17 protein-coding genes are annotated in these 18,237 nt (G+C 34.2%); 8 read left to right on the top strand and 9 right to left on the bottom strand.

The window, feature by feature from the left end; all coding sequences use genetic code 11:
* Positions 1–3: 3 nt before the first annotated feature.
* The 7 genes from OF897_RS02180 (at position 4) to OF897_RS02150 (ending at position 6,373) form a co-directional block, all read left to right on the top strand.
* A complete protein-coding gene (locus tag OF897_RS02180; protein WP_267264048.1) occupies positions 4–858 on the top strand; it encodes a YoaK family protein in 855 nt (284 codons plus the stop codon).
* 189 nt (positions 859–1,047) lie between these two features.
* Positions 1,048–2,826, top strand: coding sequence for a DNA mismatch repair endonuclease MutL (gene mutL / locus OF897_RS02175; RefSeq protein WP_267264047.1), 1,779 nt, complete (start codon positions 1,048–1,050; stop codon positions 2,824–2,826).
* A 4-nt stretch (positions 2,827–2,830) separates the two neighbouring features.
* Positions 2,831–3,553, top strand: a complete 723-nt coding sequence (locus tag OF897_RS02170) for a rhomboid family intramembrane serine protease (protein ID WP_267264046.1) — start codon at positions 2,831–2,833, stop codon at positions 3,551–3,553.
* 6 nt (positions 3,554–3,559) lie between these two features.
* The gene (locus tag OF897_RS02165) at positions 3,560–4,555 is read left to right on the top strand and encodes an endonuclease/exonuclease/phosphatase family protein (protein ID WP_267264045.1); all 996 of its coding nucleotides are present in this window, start codon (positions 3,560–3,562) and stop codon (positions 4,553–4,555) included.
* A 372-nt stretch (positions 4,556–4,927) separates the two neighbouring features.
* A complete protein-coding gene (locus OF897_RS02160; protein WP_267264044.1) occupies positions 4,928–5,614 on the top strand; it encodes an endonuclease/exonuclease/phosphatase family protein in 687 nt (228 codons plus the stop codon).
* Positions 5,615–5,618: 4 nt separating this feature from the next.
* The gene (locus tag OF897_RS02155) at positions 5,619–5,951 is read left to right on the top strand and encodes a hypothetical protein (protein WP_267264043.1); all 333 of its coding nucleotides are present in this window, start codon (positions 5,619–5,621) and stop codon (positions 5,949–5,951) included.
* A gap of 14 nt (positions 5,952–5,965) precedes the next feature.
* Complete coding sequence (locus tag OF897_RS02150) at positions 5,966–6,373, top strand: hypothetical protein (protein WP_267264042.1); 408 nt, start codon at positions 5,966–5,968, stop codon at positions 6,371–6,373.
* A 36-nt stretch (positions 6,374–6,409) separates the two neighbouring features.
* Here the strand turns inward: OF897_RS02150 and OF897_RS02145 are convergent, their stop codons facing one another.
* Positions 6,410–7,927, bottom strand: a complete 1,518-nt coding sequence (locus OF897_RS02145; protein WP_267264041.1) for a GH3 auxin-responsive promoter family protein — start codon at positions 7,925–7,927, stop codon at positions 6,410–6,412.
* Between the two features lie 104 nt (positions 7,928–8,031).
* Positions 8,032–8,442, bottom strand: coding sequence for a BrxA/BrxB family bacilliredoxin (locus tag OF897_RS02140; protein ID WP_267264040.1), 411 nt, complete (start codon positions 8,440–8,442; stop codon positions 8,032–8,034).
* A 451-nt stretch (positions 8,443–8,893) separates the two neighbouring features.
* On the opposite strand from OF897_RS02140, the gene OF897_RS02135 reads away from it, so the two are divergent.
* A complete protein-coding gene (locus OF897_RS02135; protein WP_267264039.1) occupies positions 8,894–10,144 on the top strand; it encodes an Ig-like domain-containing protein in 1,251 nt (416 codons plus the stop codon).
* A 161-nt stretch (positions 10,145–10,305) separates the two neighbouring features.
* Here OF897_RS02135 and OF897_RS02130 read toward each other — a convergent pair whose 3' ends face one another.
* From OF897_RS02130 to OF897_RS02100, 7 genes are all read right to left on the bottom strand, one after another.
* The gene (locus OF897_RS02130; protein WP_267264038.1) at positions 10,306–10,752 is read right to left on the bottom strand and encodes a GatB/YqeY domain-containing protein; all 447 of its coding nucleotides are present in this window, start codon (positions 10,750–10,752) and stop codon (positions 10,306–10,308) included.
* A 92-nt stretch (positions 10,753–10,844) separates the two neighbouring features.
* Positions 10,845–12,743, bottom strand: a complete 1,899-nt coding sequence (gene ftsZ / locus OF897_RS02125; protein WP_267264037.1) for a cell division protein FtsZ — start codon at positions 12,741–12,743, stop codon at positions 10,845–10,847.
* 104 nt (positions 12,744–12,847) lie between these two features.
* The gene (gene ftsA / locus OF897_RS02120) at positions 12,848–14,236 is read right to left on the bottom strand and encodes a cell division protein FtsA (RefSeq protein WP_267264036.1); all 1,389 of its coding nucleotides are present in this window, start codon (positions 14,234–14,236) and stop codon (positions 12,848–12,850) included.
* Positions 14,237–14,362: 126 nt separating this feature from the next.
* Complete coding sequence (locus OF897_RS02115; RefSeq protein ID WP_267264035.1) at positions 14,363–15,334, bottom strand: cell division protein FtsQ/DivIB; 972 nt, start codon at positions 15,332–15,334, stop codon at positions 14,363–14,365.
* A 69-nt stretch (positions 15,335–15,403) separates the two neighbouring features.
* On the bottom strand, positions 15,404–16,762 hold the full coding sequence (murC, locus tag OF897_RS02110) for a UDP-N-acetylmuramate--L-alanine ligase (protein WP_267264034.1): 1,359 nt from the start codon (positions 16,760–16,762) through the stop codon (positions 15,404–15,406).
* 84 nt (positions 16,763–16,846) lie between these two features.
* Complete coding sequence (gene murG, locus OF897_RS02105; protein WP_267264033.1) at positions 16,847–17,977, bottom strand: undecaprenyldiphospho-muramoylpentapeptide beta-N-acetylglucosaminyltransferase; 1,131 nt, start codon at positions 17,975–17,977, stop codon at positions 16,847–16,849.
* 10 nt (positions 17,978–17,987) lie between these two features.
* Complete coding sequence (locus OF897_RS02100) at positions 17,988–18,230, bottom strand: hypothetical protein (RefSeq protein WP_267264032.1); 243 nt, start codon at positions 18,228–18,230, stop codon at positions 17,988–17,990.
* Positions 18,231–18,237 lie beyond the last annotated feature (7 nt).

Here is an 18,237-nt window from a genome sequence, read left to right as displayed (position 1 = left end):
AAAATGTTAAGAAATTATAGTAACAGCAGGACGTTGGGAGACAACATTAGACTGGGGACGCTGACTGCCTTTACGGCAGGAACTATAAATATTGCATCTCTATTGATATTTCTCTCTTTTACATCAAACGTAACGGGACATTACGCTGTTTTTGCAGCAGAAATCAGTAAAGGAAACTGGAATCAGGTTGCCGTAGTCGGAGCTTGGATTTTCCTATTCTTCTTCGGAAGTTTTACCGCAAACTTTTTCGTAATTAATTTTAATAGGAAAAGTAAATATTTTGCGCATGCAATGCCGTTGGTTTTAGAAATTTTGTGTTTGTTAGCCGTTGGTTTTTACGGACATCATTATTATCAGAAAACTTTGGAAGAAGCTGAAGTTCTTGTCGGATTAATGTTATTCGCCACAGGTTTGCAGAATGGTTTAACGGCAAGTATTTCAAATTTCTTGGTTAAAACCACTCACCTTACCGGAACAACAACTGATTTGGGAATCTTAGTATCAATGTTTACACATAAGAAATACAGAAAAAACCCTGAGCTTATCGCAAGAGCTAAACTATTATCAAGTGTAATGTTGGCTTATGTTGCAGGAGCGGTTTTCTCGGGATTGACATATTATTCCCTAGAATTCAGTGTATTTTATGTAATAAGTGTTTGTTTGGTTGTCGTTATCGGTTATGATTTTTACAAAATCCACTTGAGACACTTCTACACCAATTACAGGTATTCTAAAATATACCAAAAACCTAACCTGTTGTCTATACTTTATGATAAGATTCATGGGAGTGCAGAAGTATCAGCAAAACAGGAAAAGCCTAAAAAATCTAAACTGGTTTTAGAGGAAAAAATGATGTAACGTCATTTTAATTAAAATTTTGGACAGCACAAATTGTATATACTTAGTTTGGGGCTCCTGATTGTTTACAATTAGGGGCTTTTTTTGATAAGATTGTGTAAAAGTTAGGGATAACTTAATTTTAAATCATTGTTTTACTGTTTTGAATCTTATTTGCTTTGCCTATTTTTGTAAGTTCATTACTCATTTATGTCAGATATTATTCAGCTTTTACCCGATCATGTAGCCAACCAAATTGCAGCCGGTGAAGTGGTGCAGCGTCCTGCTTCAATTGTAAAGGAACTTTTGGAAAATTCCATTGATGCGGGAGCTACAAAAATAGAGCTGATAATAAGAGATGCCGGAAAAAACCTCATTCAGGTTGTAGATGACGGAAAAGGAATGTCTGAAACCGATGCAAGAATGGCATTTGAAAGACATGCTACTTCAAAAATTAGAGGTACTGAAGATATATTTAAAATTGCTACCAAAGGTTTCCGTGGCGAAGCTTTGGCTTCAATTGCTGCCGTTGCTCAGGTTGAGCTTAAAACGAAATTACAAGAAACCACTTTAGGAACAAATATTTACATCGAAGGTGGAGTTTTCCAGTTTCAGGAGCCAGCTCAAACTTCAGAAGGTTCTAATTTTTTGGTGAAAAACCTTTTTTACAATGTTCCGGCAAGAAGAAAGTTTCTTAAAAACAATAATATAGAATTCCGTCATGTTATTGATGAATTTCAACGTGTTGCTTTAGCCCACGAAAATCTTGAGTTTTCTCTTTTTCATGATGATGATCCTGTTTTTAAACTAAGAAAAGGAACTCAGATGCAGCGAATTGTCGATATTTTTGGCAGAAAACTTCATCCACAACTGATTCCTATTAAAGAAGATATTCTTTGGTGTAAACTTCATGGCTTCGTAGCCAAACCTGAAGGTGCCAAGAAAACCCGTGGGGAACAGTTCCTTTTTGTAAACGGAAGATTTTTTAAAAGTCCGTATTTCAACAAAGCGGTTCAGGAAGCGTTCGAAGGATTGCTAATGCCTGGATATATTCCGACGTTTTTCCTTTTTCTTGAATTAGACCCTGAGAAAATTGATGTCAATATTCATCCACAAAAAACGGAAATAAAATTTGAAGATGAACATCTTATTTTCGCTTTGCTTCGTTCCACCATTAAGCGTTCTTTGGGAATTTACAATGTTGCGCCAAGTTTAGATTTTGAAAGAGATCCACAACTGGATGAAATCATGCAGAAAAGCTTTCCGAGCAAAAGCAATACAGCAAGTATAAAAATGCCGGAAATCATTGTCGACCGTGATTATAATCCGTTTTTGGAAGAAAGACAGACTTCAAAAGCAGAAATCCAGAATTTAGCGGAAATGTATCATCAGAATATCTCTGCAGAGCCTTCGAAGATTAATCTTTTTGAAGATGAAGATTTTGATGAAGATTTGATGCGACTTCCTAACGGATATTGGCTTTTCAATAAAGGAGATTGTACGTTGATGCTTGATTTGGGCAGAATGCACCGTCTTTTGGTTTCAGAAAATAATAAATCGGCAAAGAAAACCAACACAAACAGTCAGTCTCTTCTGTTTTCTCTGGAATATCACATGAATGAGATTGAAAAGAATAAATATAAATCAATTAAAAAATATCTTCCCGAAATGGGATTTGAAATGAGTATTGCTCATGAAAATGTTTTAAGAATTGAGGCTGTTCCGGAAGGTTTAAAAGAATCTCAGGTGATGAAATTTCTGGAGAATCTTTTTGAAATTTTAGAATATAAAACGGAAGAAGAATTTTTGCAGTTTTATCAAAACCAATGGAACAAAATGCAGTCGAAATCCCGTTTTGATTTTATTTATAAAGTAGATGCAGAGCAATTAATTAAAGATTTTACCGCTCTCGGTTTTCCTGAATTTTTACCCAACGGAAAAAGATGTTTCTACGAAGTTCCGTTTAATGATTTTAAAAATAAATTTTAAGTAGATGTTTAATAATATACCGCCAATTACCCGAAATTTAATAATACTAAATATTGTAGTTTATGTTGCAGCACTCATAATACCACAACTTGATTTTTATTTGGCTGCGTATTTCCCCTTATCACCGCAATTTAAATCATGGCAGATTATTACACATATGTTTATGCATGGAAGTCCGATGCATATTCTTTTCAATATGTTTACTCTATTCAGTTTCGGTCCTATTTTAGAGCAAAGTCTGGGAGTCAAAAAATATTTAATTCTCTATTTTTTAAGTGGATTAGGAGCATTTTTCCTTTTTAACTTATGGAATTTTGTAGAATATCAAGATGCGTATTCTCAATTAAGTAACTTGGGATTTGATATTCAAGGATATATTGCTGATCCAGAAAGCTTCTTGAATACTAAAGTTTCGTTGAAGGTCCAAGAATTGATTAGTGAAGATATAAACCCAATTATATTTGGCCGAATGGTCGGTGCTTCAGGAGCTATTTTTGGAGTAATTGCAGCTTTTGCAACTTTATATCCCGACGCTAAAATTGGAATTATGTTTATTCCAATTCCTGTAAAAGTAAAATACGTTTTGCCGATTGTTATTATTGGATCGGTCGCATTGGGAGTTACTGGAAATGCAGGAGGTATTGCCCATCTTGCCCACGTTGGAGGAGCAATTGTAGGATTTATTTTAGCTAAAATCTGGAAAAAGCATTTATATAGATTTAATTAATTTATTGTGAAAATTTTCCGATTAATACTTCTTTTACTGCATTTGGGATTATTGTTTCTTTTAACAGGAGTTTTACTGAATGCCTATATCCCGCCAAAGATTTTTGCATGGTTTAATTTACTGTCTTTAGGATTTCCGATATTAGTAACAGTATATATTTTACTCACATTTTTCTGGATTTTCAGTTGGAAAAAAAGAGCATTTGTTTTTATGTTTTTAGGATTGTTTTTTTTGAATCCCGTAAAAAGATGGATTAATTATTCTTCTGAAAGTAAAGAAACAGCGAACCTCAAAGTTCTTACTTTCAACATAAAAGGAGGGAAATTAGGCAGAGAACAAATCATCGAATATATTGATAAGCAGAATGCTGACTTAATTTTTATACAGGAATATGGTGATGGTGGCGAACTGGAACTTAAAAAAGGCGTAGGAAAACACGATCTTCCTATCATTTCATTATATACCAATTACAAAGTTGTTTCCAGAAAAAACCTTTTTGAAAACCTTTCTTATGGGGATATTACTGCACAATGTGCACAAATAGATCTTGAAATTAAAGGAAAAATATACCGTGTTTTTAATGTTCATTTAGAATCATTCGGATTTTTAAAAAGCATGGTAAAGCTTAATGGAAATGGTGAAGAAGATGAGCAAAAAGTAAAAGGTGTTGTCAAAAAATTGATTCCGACTTTCAAATCGCACCAAGAGCAAGTGAAAATTCTTCGTGAAGCGATCGACAATTCTCCTTATCCTGTAATTGTTGCGGGAGATTTTAATTCGGTTCCCAATTCTTATGAATATTATGAAACCTCAAAAGGTTTAAAAGATGCTTTTTACGAAGTCGGAAAAGGGAGCGGAACAAGTTTTCATGACTATAAATATCCTTTAAGAATTGATTATATCTTCACTTCAGAATCTATACAACCTGTGACTTATGAAGTTGATCACTCTGTACATCTTTCCGATCACTTTCCTGTGATTGCTACCTTTAAAATCAAGTAAACCAAGCACTTTTAATTTAAAAAAGCATTAAGTGGCAAAATTTTTGTTGCCCAAAACTCATATTTGAGTTTCATGAAGCGGTTGTCTATTTTTTTATTTTTACACTTAGGTGTTTTATTTCTTTTAATCTGCACATTTGCAAACGCTTGGATCGCTCCGACTTACTTTAGCAAACTCAATATTCTCTCTTTATGTTTTCCTTATTTAATTTTAATTCATTTAATATTTACTATAATTTGGATTATTAAAAAGAAGAAAATTGCTTTTGTTTTTATTCTTTCAACATTTATTTTTTATAATCCGGTAAGAAGATGGATTAACTTTTCGCCTCAGAATTCCAATATTATTAATGCAAAAACTGATATAAAAGTTTTGACTTATAATGTAAAATACGGGAGTTCAGGTTGGGGAAATGTGAAAAAATATATCACAGATCAAAATGCCGACATTATCTTGGTTCAGGAGAAAGATACAAACCGAGCTGTAAGAAAAGATTTGGTAAAATATCCTTCAGTTATTTTAAAAACAAAACATAAAATTTTAAGACAGGCAGATTTATTCAACGATGAATCTAAAGGAAATTCTTTTTATGCCGATGTAGAAATCAACGGTAAAATTGTAAGAATCGTCAATGTTTATTTGGAACCTTTTAGACTCAATAAAAATATGCTCGGAATGGAAGATAAAAATTCAAATAAAGAAGAGCAAAATAAGTTTAAAACTATTTTTTCAAGATTGATTCCTACATTCAGAACGCACGAAGAACAAGTGAGAAAAATTAGAAGAGCAGTTGATCATTCGCCTTATCCTGTGATTCTTGCGGGAGATTTTAATTCGGTTCCGAATTCCTGGGAATACTATAATTTAGGCAAAAACTTAGACGATGCCTTTGTAAAAGCTGGAAATGGAAGCTCGACAAGTTTTCACGATTATAAATTTCCTTTAAGAATTGACTATATTTTTACTTCAAAAAGTATAATTCCAAAAAGTTACAAAGTAGATTATTCGGTAAAATTATCAGATCACTATCCTGTAATTGCCGAATTTCTATTAAATTAGATGCATGAAAAATGTAATTTTTGCCGCCTCAATTTTATCTGTTTTAATGATTGCCTGTTCGAAGCGTGAACCTGTTTCAGACAATGCTCAGGAATTAAAACAAAAATATGATACTACGGCAATAGATTCTTTTTCGCCAGGAGCAACTTCTGTAGATATTGCAAGAAAAATTAGAATGTCTTCACAAAAATTTCAAGATTCTTTAAAAGAGGCCTTAAAATTGCAACAGGAAGAGAAACGAATTAAAGACGAATTAGAAAAAGAAAATAAGAAGAAAGCCGAAGATGAGAAAAAACAGAAGGCTTCCGAAACTTCAAATCAACAAAAACAAGAGTAATAAAAATATACACAATGAAAAAACACATTTTAGCAGCAGTTGCAGTTTCTACACTGTTTGTTGCATGTACACAATCTTCTACAAAAACTGAAAAAGTAGAAAACGCAGACGGATCTGTAACAACGACTACGACCACAGAAACCAATTCAGGATTGGTAGATACTTCTAAAATTGAAAAGGCTAAAAACGATATTAAAAACACTGTCGATAACACAGGAGATAAAATCGACAATACCGCTCAAAAAGCAAAAGAAGATATCAACACAGCCGGAAAAGACATTAAAGAAGGAGTTAATAAGGTTGGCAAAGACATAAAATCTGGTGCACAGGAAGTTGGTAAAGACGTAAAAAATACTGCAGCAACAGGAGCTCAAAAAGTTGAAGATGCCGCAAAAAAATTGAAAGAAGATTTAAAGAAATAATCTAAACGAAAAAACCGCAATTAATTTGCGGTTTTTTTATGCTCTATTAAGCTCCAGTAAAGGATCTATATATTCTCTGTCGTTACTAAGTCTCGGAACTTTGTTTTGTCCGCCTAATTTACCTTTAGATTCAAGCCAGCAATAGAAAAGATTGGGTTTTGCGATATGAACTACCGGTTTTTTCAGCGTGATATTGTTATATCTTTTGGCTTCGTAATCAGAATTGATGGTTTTAAGATGACGGTCAAAAATATCGGTAAATAATTCAAGATTTTCAGGATGTTCGCTAAATTCAAAAATCCATTCGTGGGCGCCGCTTTCATTTTCTTTCATAAAAATCGGAGCTCCAGTAAAATCTTTTACTGAAGCATTGGTTTCCTCACAAGCTTTAGTCAAAGCAGATTCTACATTCGTAATCATTAATTCTTCACCAAAAGCATTAATATAATGTTTTGTACGACCGGTAATTTTAATTCTGAAAGGATTAATTGACGTGAAAACAACGGTATCTCCAATCAAATATCTCCAAAGTCCACCATTGGTCGTGATGACCATTGCATAGTTTTTCCCAACTTCTACACCTTCCAAACTTACAACTTTCGGATTAGAATGATGAAACTGATCCATCGGAATAAATTCGTAGAAAATTCCGTAATCGAGCATCAAAAGCATTTCATCACTATTTGATCTATCCTGAATTCCGAAAAAGCCTTCAGAAGCATTGTAAATTTCGTAGTAATTAATATTTTTTCCTATAATCGGTTTGTATTGTTCTTTATAAGGTTTAAAACTGATTCCACCGTGGAAAAACACTTCGAGGTTTGGCCAAAGTTCAGAAACACTTTTTACATCAGTTTCTTTTAAAACTCGCTGCAAAAGCACCATCATCCAACTTGGAACGCCTAAAATACTTCCAACATCCTCATTTTTAACCTCAGAAACAATTGCCTGTAATTTGCTTTCCCATTCTCCCATCAAAGAAACTTTCTTACTTGGAGTAGTGGTAATTTCAACCCAAAAAGGAAGATTGTCAATTAAAATCGCAGAAAGATCACCAAATTTAGTATTGAAGTCAGCGTATAATTCTGAACTTCCGCCTAAACGTAAGTTTTTATTGGTGAAAAGCTGATTTTCAGGATGATTATTGGCATAAATGGAAACCATGTCTTTCCCGGCTTTCATGTGGCAATATTCCAAGCTTTCTGCGGAAATAGGGATGAACTTGCTTTTCGCATTGGTTGTACCCGAAGATTTCGCAAAATGCTTGATATAACCTGGCCAACTTACGTCTTTATGCCCCTGTCTTGCACGCTCAACGTAAGGCTCAAATTCTTCATAAGAAACAATCGGAACTTTATTTTTAAAATCCTGATAACTTGAAATGGAATTAAACCCAAATTTCTTACCGTATTCGGTATTTTCTGCATGAAATAACTGAGAAAAAAGGATTCCTTTTTGCGTCTCAATAGGGTAATCCATAAAATTCTGAATCTGATCTATCCTCTGTTTGATAAACCAATTGACCACAGTATTGAAAAGTGCCTTCGTTGCCATTAAGACAAATATAATACTATTTGTATTTTCTGCGAATGATTTAAATAAAAAAACCATCACAAAATCTGTAATGGTTTCTATATCAATTTTTTAATACTTAAATATTAGCAATATTCGTCGTAAGCAGCTTGTAGGTTTGCAGCAATTGCTCCTGCAGGATTTCCTTCGATGTGATGTCTTTCAAGCATGTGAACCAATTCTCCGTCTTTGAAAAGCGCCACACATGGTGAACTTGGAGGGAAAGGTGCTAAATGTTTTCTAGCTGCATCAACCGCCTCTTTATCATAACCTGCAAAAACAGTTGTTAAATGATCAGGTTTTTTTTCGCCTGTCAAAGAATAAACAACTCCCGGTCTTGCAGCTCCAGCCGCACAACCACATACAGAATTGATTACTAAAAGTGTAGTTCCTGATTGCTTTAAAGCATCTTCTACCTGAGCAGGAGTTGCCAAATCTGAGAAACCTTTATCTGTAAGCTCAGCCTTCATAGGCATTACTAAATCTGTTGGATACATTTCTTATTTTTTTTAAAAGTGTTTACAAATTTACAAATTTTCTGATGGTATAAACAATTTATAAAAACTATCAGATTCTTTGGTAAATAAAATCATTCAAAGGTAAAACATACAGATACTACAAAATATTTAGATAAAATTTGAATAATAAGCACTAATATTAAATTTATTTTACTAAATTTGAAATGATTCTAAAAACGATTTCCATGAAAAAAACTTTATTAAATTAATTTTTTAGGAACATTAGAGTAAGATCTAGTGGCAATGTAATTCCCTCCCCTTTATCTTTGTTTGCTTATCAGTTTTTAGAATTCAAAAAACGTTGATAAAGGATTTACAATAAATGAAGCCCGAAATCTTTGTTCGGGCTTCATTATTTTTTTAAACATAAATTTTTTAATTGAATCCTTAGAAAATTTAAATATAACTTCAATCTTAAAAAACTCTATTTATGAAGAAAATTTACACTTTTATTCTTTCTGCTTTTATAAGTGGAATCTGTTACTCACAAAACTGTACGACACCGCAACTCACTGTTCCTCCATCATCTACTTGCGGTCAGAATTCTGCACTACTTACTGCAAATACCACAGCAACTGAAGTAAAATGGTACAACTCTGCGACCGCAACCACTCCTATTTGGATAGGAAATACTTATACAACACCTGCAATAACTTCCACAACATCTTATTGGGCAGAAGCTTATAATTATGAATTGGGAGCGCAAGTGACGGGTGGTAAAGCAACTCCACTAACGAGTTCAAGCGCTGTTGTAGCCGCTACAAGTCCATGGGGATTAGCTTTTACCGCAAACAACAATTTTTTACTTGAATCTGTAGATGTATTTGCTTCCGCAGGTGGAACTTTAGCATTAGAACTTTTAGACGCTAATTATGTGAAAATAGCCGAAAAAAGCGTAACTATTCCTGCAGGAGGAACATCAAGTGCCCCAATACAATTCACTGTTCCTGTAGGATTTTCTGTAACTGGAGGAAACTCTTATAAACTCGTTGCAAGATCATCTCCTTCTATGAGAAGAGATTCTGGTTCGGGAAACGCCTTTCCTTTTACTTTAGGAACTTTGGGATCAATTACAGGAGGTACCATAAACAGCTCAAATACAAATAATACTGTTTATTATTTCTTCTACAATTGGAAAGTATCACCGATTTTGGGAACTTGTGCAAGCGGTAAAGTAGAAACTGTAGTAACTATAAGTGCTGCAACTCCTCCTCCAACTGCTGTTGCGACACAAACTGTTTCTGCGGGATCAACCTTAGCAAATCTTTCTGTTACTGGTCAGAATTTAATTTGGTACACTTCTACAGCTATGACGATGCAGCTTCCTTCAACAACTGTTGTAACAAGCGGAACAACATATTACGTTACTCAAACAGTAAGCGGATGTCAAAGTTCTACGACAGCAATCACGGTAACAACGAATTTAAGTACATCAGATCTTACACTTGAAAAAAATATTAAAATTTATCCTAATCCTGTTTCAGATTTCGTAATCATTGAATCAAAAGAGAGAATAGGTAAGATCAGTATTTTTGATATGACAGGAAAATTAATTGAAGTAATTAATGCTGAAGAAAATCAAGCTCAAAAAATCAATGTAAGTAAATACAATACAGGTAAATATATTTTAACCCTTGAAAATAAATCCGGAACTTATAATCATCATTTTATTAAAAAATAAAACCAACATTCATATTAAAAATGAAGCCCGAAACATAATGTTTCGGGCTTCGTTAATCAAATCGATATGCAAAGGTTGAATATCCGTCTTTAAATTGGTTGATGGATTTTGGTTGTCAGTTGATAGAATTAAACTAACAACTAATAACTGTTAACCATCAATTAAGAGAGTAACTTCTTCGCCATCTCGGAAATACTTTTTCCGTCAGATTTTCCGGCTAGATTTTTTGAGGCTACTCCCATTACTTTTCCTAAATCTTTCATCGATTCAGAGCCAGTTTCAGCGATAATATTTTTTATTTCTGCTTCTAATTCTTCAGAAGACAATTGTGCAGGTAAAAATTTCTCAATAACTTTCATTTGAGCTTCTTCCACTTCTGCCAAATCATTTCTTCCTTGAGCTGTAAATTGCTCGTAAGAATCTTTACGCTGCTTAATCATTCTCTGAAGAATGGCAATTTCCTGCTCTTCTGAAACTTCAGCTCCTAAAGCTTCCGTTTTCAACAGTAATATCTGTGATTTTACAGCACGAAGAGAATCTAAAGCTACTCTGTCTTTAGCTCTCATTGCTGTTTTTATCGCTTCGCTTATTATTAATTCTAAACTCATTTTTTTAGCTTTAAGCTTTAGGCAATAAGCAGTAAGCTTTACAAATTTGGCTGAGGAAAGCCTATAACTTACTGCTTATAGCTTTTAGCAATTTAATCTACATCTTTATTTAAAAATCTGTTTTCTCTGATTTGCATGTTTCCGTTATTATCAGACAGGTAGCTGTTGATATTTTGGTCTGATGCATTGCTTCCGTCGATAGAAATATTCTTTCTTTTGAAAGCCGGAACAGATTCAAACTCATTCGCATTATCAAAATTTTGGTAACGAGAATTGAATTCTTTTAATTTATTTCTTCTTTCTACAACTCTTTCCTGATCTGCAGGCTTATTTACGAATGTAAATTCACTTTCAGTCTGTCTCGGAGTTTCAACTTCAGCTCTGTTTTGGAAAACCGGTTTTTCTTCAACCTTGATTTCTTCTTTAGGCTGATAAAAATTTTCAATCTTTGGAGCAACCTCTTCTACCGTTTGTGTAAAAGCTTCAAACTCATTTTTTGGCTGACCGAAATCAGATTTAGGCTCTACAATTGGTTCGTTTACCGTAAAGTTGAATTCCACAGGTTTTTCATTTGAAAAACTGTTTGTGAAAGACTCGTTTTTTGGCTCTTCCTTTTTGTTTTCAAAATCAAAAGAGAACGACTGAATTTCTAAATCATTAGGGTCATCATCGAAAGAGAAAAGACTTACGTTATCTTCTTCGCCAGATTCTTCATTTCTCCAGCTCTGAATTGGGCTTTCTAATGTATCTTGCTCTCTATCAGAGAATTTCACTTCAGTTCTAATCTCTTCATCCTCGATAATCATTTTTTTTTCAGGAGAAGACATTTTAAACTGTGGCGCATCTCCTTCTTCATCATCCAATCTGAAAAGATTTTTACCCCCGAAGTCGTAGCCTTGTTCAGGAGTTTCTCTTTCTTCTTTCGTTTTAAAAGGAGAAGATTTTGGTGTATCTAAAGCATCATTCAAACCAATTCTGATTTTCTCAGTTGGCCCTGCAAATTTTTGATTATCATTCGAAAAACCTGTAGCAATCACCAATACACTTACCGCATCGCCCAACTCTTCATCTGCACCAACTCCAAAAATAATATCTGCTGTGTGACCCGCTTCTTTCTGGATATAATCCATGATGATACCGATTTCGTCCATCGTAGCTTCTTCTACACCACTTCTAATTAATAACAATACATTTCTTGCGCCTGTAATTTTGTTATCATTTAATAGTGGAGAATCCAATGCTTTTCTTACCGCTTCTTCAGCTTTATTTTCACCTGAAGCCATTCCTGTTGACATTAATGCTGTACCGGAATTCTGAAGTACAGATTTAGCATCTCTAAAGTCAATATTTACATCAAAATAACCAGTAATAACTTCCGCCATACCTTTTGCAGCGTTTGTTAAAACTTCATCGGCTTTTGAGAAACCTTGTTTGAAACCTAAATTCCCGAACTGCTGTCTCAGTTTATCATTATTGATTACAATTAATGAATCAACATTATTTCTTAATTTTTCAAGACCTAATTCTGCCTGTTCAAGTCTTCTTTTACCTTCAAAACTAAAAGGAACGGTAACAATACCTACCGTAAGAATTCCCATATCTTTGGCAACTTTAGCAATAACGGGAGCTGCACCAGTTCCTGTTCCACCACCCATTCCTGCGGTGATAAAAACCATTTTGGTGTTTTGTCCCATTGAAGCTTTGATATCTTCAATGCTTTCAATAGCTGCTTTTTCTCCAACTTCAGGATCTGCACCTGCTCCAAGTCCTTCAGTGATGGTAACTCCTAATTGTACTTTGTTTGAAACTGGGTTGTTATCTAAAGTCTGCGCATCGGTATTACAAATCACGAAATCTACGCCGTGAATACCTTTCTCGTACATGTGCTTCAGTGCGTTGTTTCCACCTCCTCCAACACCGATTACTTTAATAATCGACGAATTTCCTTTTGGCAAATCAAATGAAAATCCTTGTGAACCTATATTTTCCATTACTTATATTTTTAATAATTGATAATTGATGAATGATAACCGATGAATGACTAATAATCTAAAAGTGATTATCTATTATCATTGATCTTTTACCGTTTATATTTTTACTCTACTTCTTCAAAGAATTTTTTTACTTTTTCCATCAAAGACTGTCCGAAAGTCAATCTCACTTTTCTCTGTTGCTGTTCCGCAGGAGTTTCGTACTCTTTTACAGATTCATGAACAGTATGAGTTTGAGTTTCAACACCTGCAACGATTGGCTGTTCTTTTGGTTCAGCTTTAGTTTCAACTTCGATTTCAATTTCTTCTTCTACAGCTGTTGTTTTTTTATCTCTGATTTTTAAACTTTCCATCAGTAAACCGATAGACGTTGCAAATTCCGGTCCTTTAAGATACTGATTTTTATCGTTGGCGATGTATTCATTCGCAAAACCAATTCTACTATCAAAACCTGTTGTATAATTTGCCAATTGACGAAGATGCTTCAAGTTTGAACCACCACCCGTCAAAACAATTCCTGCAATCAGTTTTTTCTTTTGTTCAAAAGCTCCGTAAGCTTTTAACTCCGTGTTGACCATTTCCAAAATTTCCTCCACTCTCGCATTGATAATCTGTGCTAAAGTTTTTAGTGAAATTTCTTTATCCGGTCTTCCATGAAGTCCAGGAATGGTAACAAAAGTGCTGTCTTTTTCCAATTCAGGAACTGCAGAACCGAACTTAACCTTTAATTGCTCGGCGTGCTTTTCAATAATTGAACAACCTTCTTTGATATCTTCCGTAATAATTCCGCCTCCGTAAGGAATGACGCAAGTATGACGAATGATATTATCTTTAAAAATAGCAATATCTGTAGTTCCACCTCCGATGTCTACAATTGCTACTCCAGCTTCTTTCTCTTCTTTCGTAAGAACAGCTTCAGAAGATGCTAAAGGCTCCAAAGTAAGCGCCTCCATCTCCAAACCTGCTTCTCTTACGCATCTTGCGATGTTTCTGATGCTTCCCATTTGTCCTACGACAACATGAAAATTGGCTTCCAGACGTTTTCCGTGCATTCCGACAGGCTCCTGAATTTCTCCTTCAGAATCAACCTTATATTCCTGCGGAAGTACATGAATAATCTCTTCTCCCGGAAGCATCACCAGCTTTTTTACCTGGTCTTTTAATGCTTCAATATCATCATCAGTGATGAATTTGTCTGGTTTCTCACGCATAATGTAATCTGAATGCTGCAATGAGCGAATATGCTTCCCTGCAATACCTACAGTTACCTTATGAATCGGAACTCCTGCGCTTGACTGTGCTTCAGAAACAGCTGCTTTAATAGAGTTAATGGTTTGTGAAATATTATTCACAATTCCCTTATGAACTCCAAGACTTTTGGCCTTACCAACACCGAGAATTTCTATTTTCCCGTGTGCATTCCTACGTCCTACAATGGCGACAATTTTGGTTGTCCCAATGTCCAGACCTACTGAATACTCTTGATTTTCCATTGTGTATATCGATTTGATTTAATTCTTATTTTAATTTTTTCGGCGACCTTAATTGCCATTTTATATTAATAGGATTTCATCCTATCCTTTAGTAAAACGTCCTTTCAGGACTCTTTCCACTCTACTTTATTCTATTTTAACCTTTGCTTTCGACTTTGGCTTTGTGCCGGTTTTCTTTTCTGGAGTTTTCTTTTTCTCCTTTGGCTTGACTACTGCTTTAGGCTTTGTATTTTCCTTTGGCTTTAAAGAAGTCGAACTTGCTTTTTTCACTTCTGGTTTAAGGTTTATTTCTGTTTTTTTTACAGGAGCTATTGCAACAGGAGTTTTAGCTAAATCTTTATGACTCGCTTTTAAAATACTGTCATTTTCTTTAAAATAAGGATTCAGCGTTGTTACAATTTGATTTTGATATTTCACCGAAATCATTTTATACTTCTGCGGATCCTGGTACACCAAATATTTCTCAACAAAAGTTTTAAAACCTTTTACTTTAAATTCAATATTATCTAAATCACCAATTTCAACTCTATAATTTCCTTCGCTGGTCAAAAGATTATAGCTGTCTTTATATTTTGAAATTCCGATAAAATATTTTTTGCTGAAATCATCTTTGTCAATTTTCTCAACCAATTCAGCCAGCTTTTCGTATTCGTCCTTTTTCACATCTCCCGTCACCAACATACATGGGTGAGAGTAGGTTTTTGAAATAGGGAACTCAGTCCCTTTTTCATCAACGTAAAAGTCTTTTCCGTTATAGTTTAATCTGAAAATCGGAACCCTTTGTTTAATGTCTAGATTTAGTTTTCCATTCAGATTAAGATAAACATTCGCACTATCTACAGCCGGAAGTGCATTAATTTTCTTTTCCAGCTCAGGAATATTCAAATCCCCAACTTTTTTCGACGGATTTTCTTTATTTACAATCTCGCGGATATCTTTTTCATCAATAAAATACACCGGAGTTTTCTCATTCATTTTTACAGAAATCTTATTGTCCGTAATCTTCTGACCCCCGAATTTCTTCAAAGAGAAACTCAGCAGGAACCCAAGAATGATTACTGTGATGGCAATTTTTAATATTCTGTATTTGTTTTTCATTGTTTAAAGATGACAGATTTTAGACGTCAGATTTCAGACATTTAAATCTGTTTTAAAATTTTATTTTTTTTAATTATTTCCTAACCACTCACAAATCGGATCATAAAGTGTATCTATATTTCCCGCTCCAACTGTGAGTAAAATGTCAAAATCTTTTTCTTTTATTTTATTAAAAGCTTCCGATAAACCTGAAATTTCTTTTTTCTCTAAAGTCACTTTTTCCAATAACCAATCTGACGTAATTCCTTCAAAATTTTCCTGAAGCTCTCTTGCAGGATATATATGAAGCAAAATCAACTCTTCAGAATTACTTAAACTTTCAGCAAATCCATCTGCGAAATCTCTGGTTCTGCTGAACAAATGCGGCTGAAAAACCACCAACAATTTTTTATCGGGATAAAAAGTTTTTATTGAGCCAACTACAGCGTTTATCTCTGTTGGATGGTGCGCATAATCGTCAATATAAATTTTCCCGCTCGGATAAATATGTTTCGTATATCTTCTTTTTATCCCTTTAAAATTCGCAATCGCTTTCTTTAAAGTTTCAAAATCCACTCCAAGATTATGCAAAATTGCCAACGCAACTGTCGCATTTTCCACATTATGAATTCCAGGAATTTCCCAGACAAAATCTTTGATTGTTTCTGTTGGTGTATGAAAATCGAAGTAGATTTTATCATGCTCCATTCTCAGATTATCTGAATAATAATAGGCTACTTCATTAACAGCATAAGTAATATGCGCTCTTCCGATTTCAATTCCCTTTCTTACGAAAAGTTGTTTGTCTTCAGGAACTAATGCTGCAAATTGTCTGAAACCTTCTTCAATCGTATTTTTATCACCATAAATATCCAGATGATCGGCATCGGTTGAAGTGATCACCGCCCAATCCGGGGAAAGGTTTAGGAAACTTCTGTCATATTCATCGGCTTCAACCACAGAATATTCTGTTCCATTGAACAAGAAATTCGATTTAAAATTCTCAGAAATTCCCCCTAAAAAACATGAAAATGGCAAATTCGCTTCTTTACACAAATGCGAAACCAAAGTTGATGTTGTTGTTTTTCCGTGAGTTCCTGCAACTGCGATGCAATCTGTATTTTCGGTTATTAAACCTAAAACTTTTGCTCTTTTTAAAACTTCAAATTGATTGTCATTAAAATAATCTAAAATTCCTAGTTTTTTAATTGCCGGAGTATAGATGACCAATGTATTTTCTTTCTGAAGCGACGTGATTTTATCATCAATAACATCCTCAAAAACAATATCAATTCCTTCGCTCATCAAAGCTGTCGTCAGTTTGGTATTAGTTTTATCATAGCCCAAAACTTTTTTGCCCGAAGCATGGAAATAGCGCGCCAAAGCACTCATCCCGATACCTCCGACTCCAACGAAGTAAAAATTTTGATATGTTTCTAAATTGGTCATTTTTATTAAAATTAAAAGATTAAATAATTAAGGTATTTAGAGATTTGTAATGTCTTTATCTCTGAATTTCTAAATTTTAGAATCTTATTTTATTATTTTAAATATCTCATCTACAATCTCTTTCGCTGCATTGGGTTTGGCAAAATATTTCAGATTATCTGACATTTCTTTTCTTAAACTTTCATTTTCGCAGATTTCTGATAATGTGTTCCAGAATTTTTCCTGCATTTCAGAATCTTTTACCATTTTGGCTGCATTTTTTTCAACCAAATTCATCGCATTTTTGGTTTGATGATCTTCCGCTGCAAAAGGAAATGGAACCAAAACAACGGGTTTCTGCGCAACCGCCAATTCCGAAATAGCAATAGCTCCTGCTCTGGAAACAATGACATCAGCTGCCGAATACGCAGTTTCCACGTCTTTGATGAATTCCTTGATTTGTATTTGGTTGTTGGTTGTTGGTTGTTGGATATTTCCATCAACTGACAACTGACAACTATTAACAATTTCTTTGTAATCCAATTTGCCAGTTTGCCAGATTAACTGATAGCCTTTTTCTTTTACTTTATCTAAATTGTCTTTCCAACCGTTGTTTAATGTTCTTGAACCTAAAGATCCTCCAACAGAAAGAATGGTAAGTTTATTTTTATCTAAACCTAATTTCTCTTTTGCCTGAGAAGTTTCCTGCATTCCTGAAACTATGTTTTCACGAATTGGATTACCCAAGAAAAAAACTTTAGAATGTGGGAAAAATTTCTCCATATCCGGATAAGCGGTAAACACTGCTTTTGCTTTCTTACCGTTTGCTGTGTTGGTTTTTCCAGGCAAAGAATTCTGCTCCTGAATAAAAGTCAGAATTCCCGTTTTTGCCGCCATAAACAATGCCGGTCCGCTCGCAAAACCACCTGTTCCCACCGCAAAATCAGGTTTAAATTCTTTTATAATTTTTTTAGCTTTAAGCAAACTCGAAATAAGTTTGAATGGCAAGCCAATATTTTTAAGCAAATTTCCTCTGTCGAAACCCGCGATATTCAATCCTTCGATTTTGTAGCCAGCTTGAGGAACTTTTTCCATTTCCATTTTTCCGTTGGCTCCGATGAACAAAAATTCTGCATCAGGAAATCTTTTCTTGATTTCATCTGCAATAGCAATTGCCGGAAAGATGTGTCCTCCAGTTCCGCCGCCGCTTAATAATACTTTCAATTTTTTGTTCATCCTATCTATTTTAAGCTGTAGGTTGGTTTTCAATCAAATCAATAAATTCTACCTCGACAAAAATGTCTTTTTTAGCTTCAATCTCTTTCTCGGAAATAGATTTTACGGTATACATTGCGGCATTAAGCTCTACAACTTCGTCGACTTCCAATCTAAAAGTTTCAAGAAAACTGACGATATTTTCGTTTGTATCAAAAACTATTGGATTTTCTGAATTTTTCTTATCGGTAAATGTAATTTGTCTTATTTCCATTTGTTTT

It is taken from the genome of Chryseobacterium formosum, assembly GCF_026460885.1.
Lineage (GTDB): Bacteria > Bacteroidota > Bacteroidia > Flavobacteriales > Weeksellaceae > Chryseobacterium > Chryseobacterium formosus.
This window is presented reverse-complemented; position numbering and strand designations above follow the sequence as displayed.

What these genes read in the sequence shown, in the direction of transcription:
- OF897_RS02180 (WP_267264048.1), top strand. Translation starts at nt 4, where the DNA reads ATGTTAAGAAATTATAGTAACAGCAGGACGTTGGGAGACAACATTAGA.
- mutL (WP_267264047.1), top strand. Translation starts at nt 1,048, where the DNA reads ATGTCAGATATTATTCAGCTTTTACCCGATCATGTAGCCAACCAAATT.
- OF897_RS02170 (WP_267264046.1), top strand. Translation starts at nt 2,831, where the DNA reads ATGTTTAATAATATACCGCCAATTACCCGAAATTTAATAATACTAAAT.
- OF897_RS02155 (WP_267264043.1), top strand. Translation starts at nt 5,619, where the DNA reads ATGAAAAATGTAATTTTTGCCGCCTCAATTTTATCTGTTTTAATGATT.
- OF897_RS02150 (WP_267264042.1), top strand. Translation starts at nt 5,966, where the DNA reads ATGAAAAAACACATTTTAGCAGCAGTTGCAGTTTCTACACTGTTTGTT.
- OF897_RS02145 (WP_267264041.1), bottom strand. Translation starts at nt 7,927, where the DNA reads ATGGCAACGAAGGCACTTTTCAATACTGTGGTCAATTGGTTTATCAAA.
- OF897_RS02140 (WP_267264040.1), bottom strand. Translation starts at nt 8,442, where the DNA reads ATGTATCCAACAGATTTAGTAATGCCTATGAAGGCTGAGCTTACAGAT.
- OF897_RS02135 (WP_267264039.1), top strand. Translation starts at nt 8,894, where the DNA reads ATGAAGAAAATTTACACTTTTATTCTTTCTGCTTTTATAAGTGGAATC.
- OF897_RS02130 (WP_267264038.1), bottom strand. Translation starts at nt 10,752, where the DNA reads ATGAGTTTAGAATTAATAATAAGCGAAGCGATAAAAACAGCAATGAGA.
- ftsZ (WP_267264037.1), bottom strand. Translation starts at nt 12,743, where the DNA reads ATGGAAAATATAGGTTCACAAGGATTTTCATTTGATTTGCCAAAAGGA.
- ftsA (WP_267264036.1), bottom strand. Translation starts at nt 14,236, where the DNA reads ATGGAAAATCAAGAGTATTCAGTAGGTCTGGACATTGGGACAACCAAA.
- OF897_RS02115 (WP_267264035.1), bottom strand. Translation starts at nt 15,334, where the DNA reads ATGAAAAACAAATACAGAATATTAAAAATTGCCATCACAGTAATCATT.
- murC (WP_267264034.1), bottom strand. Translation starts at nt 16,762, where the DNA reads ATGACCAATTTAGAAACATATCAAAATTTTTACTTCGTTGGAGTCGGA.
- murG (WP_267264033.1), bottom strand. Translation starts at nt 17,977, where the DNA reads ATGAACAAAAAATTGAAAGTATTATTAAGCGGCGGCGGAACTGGAGGA.
- OF897_RS02100 (WP_267264032.1), bottom strand. Translation starts at nt 18,230, where the DNA reads ATGGAAATAAGACAAATTACATTTACCGATAAGAAAAATTCAGAAAAT.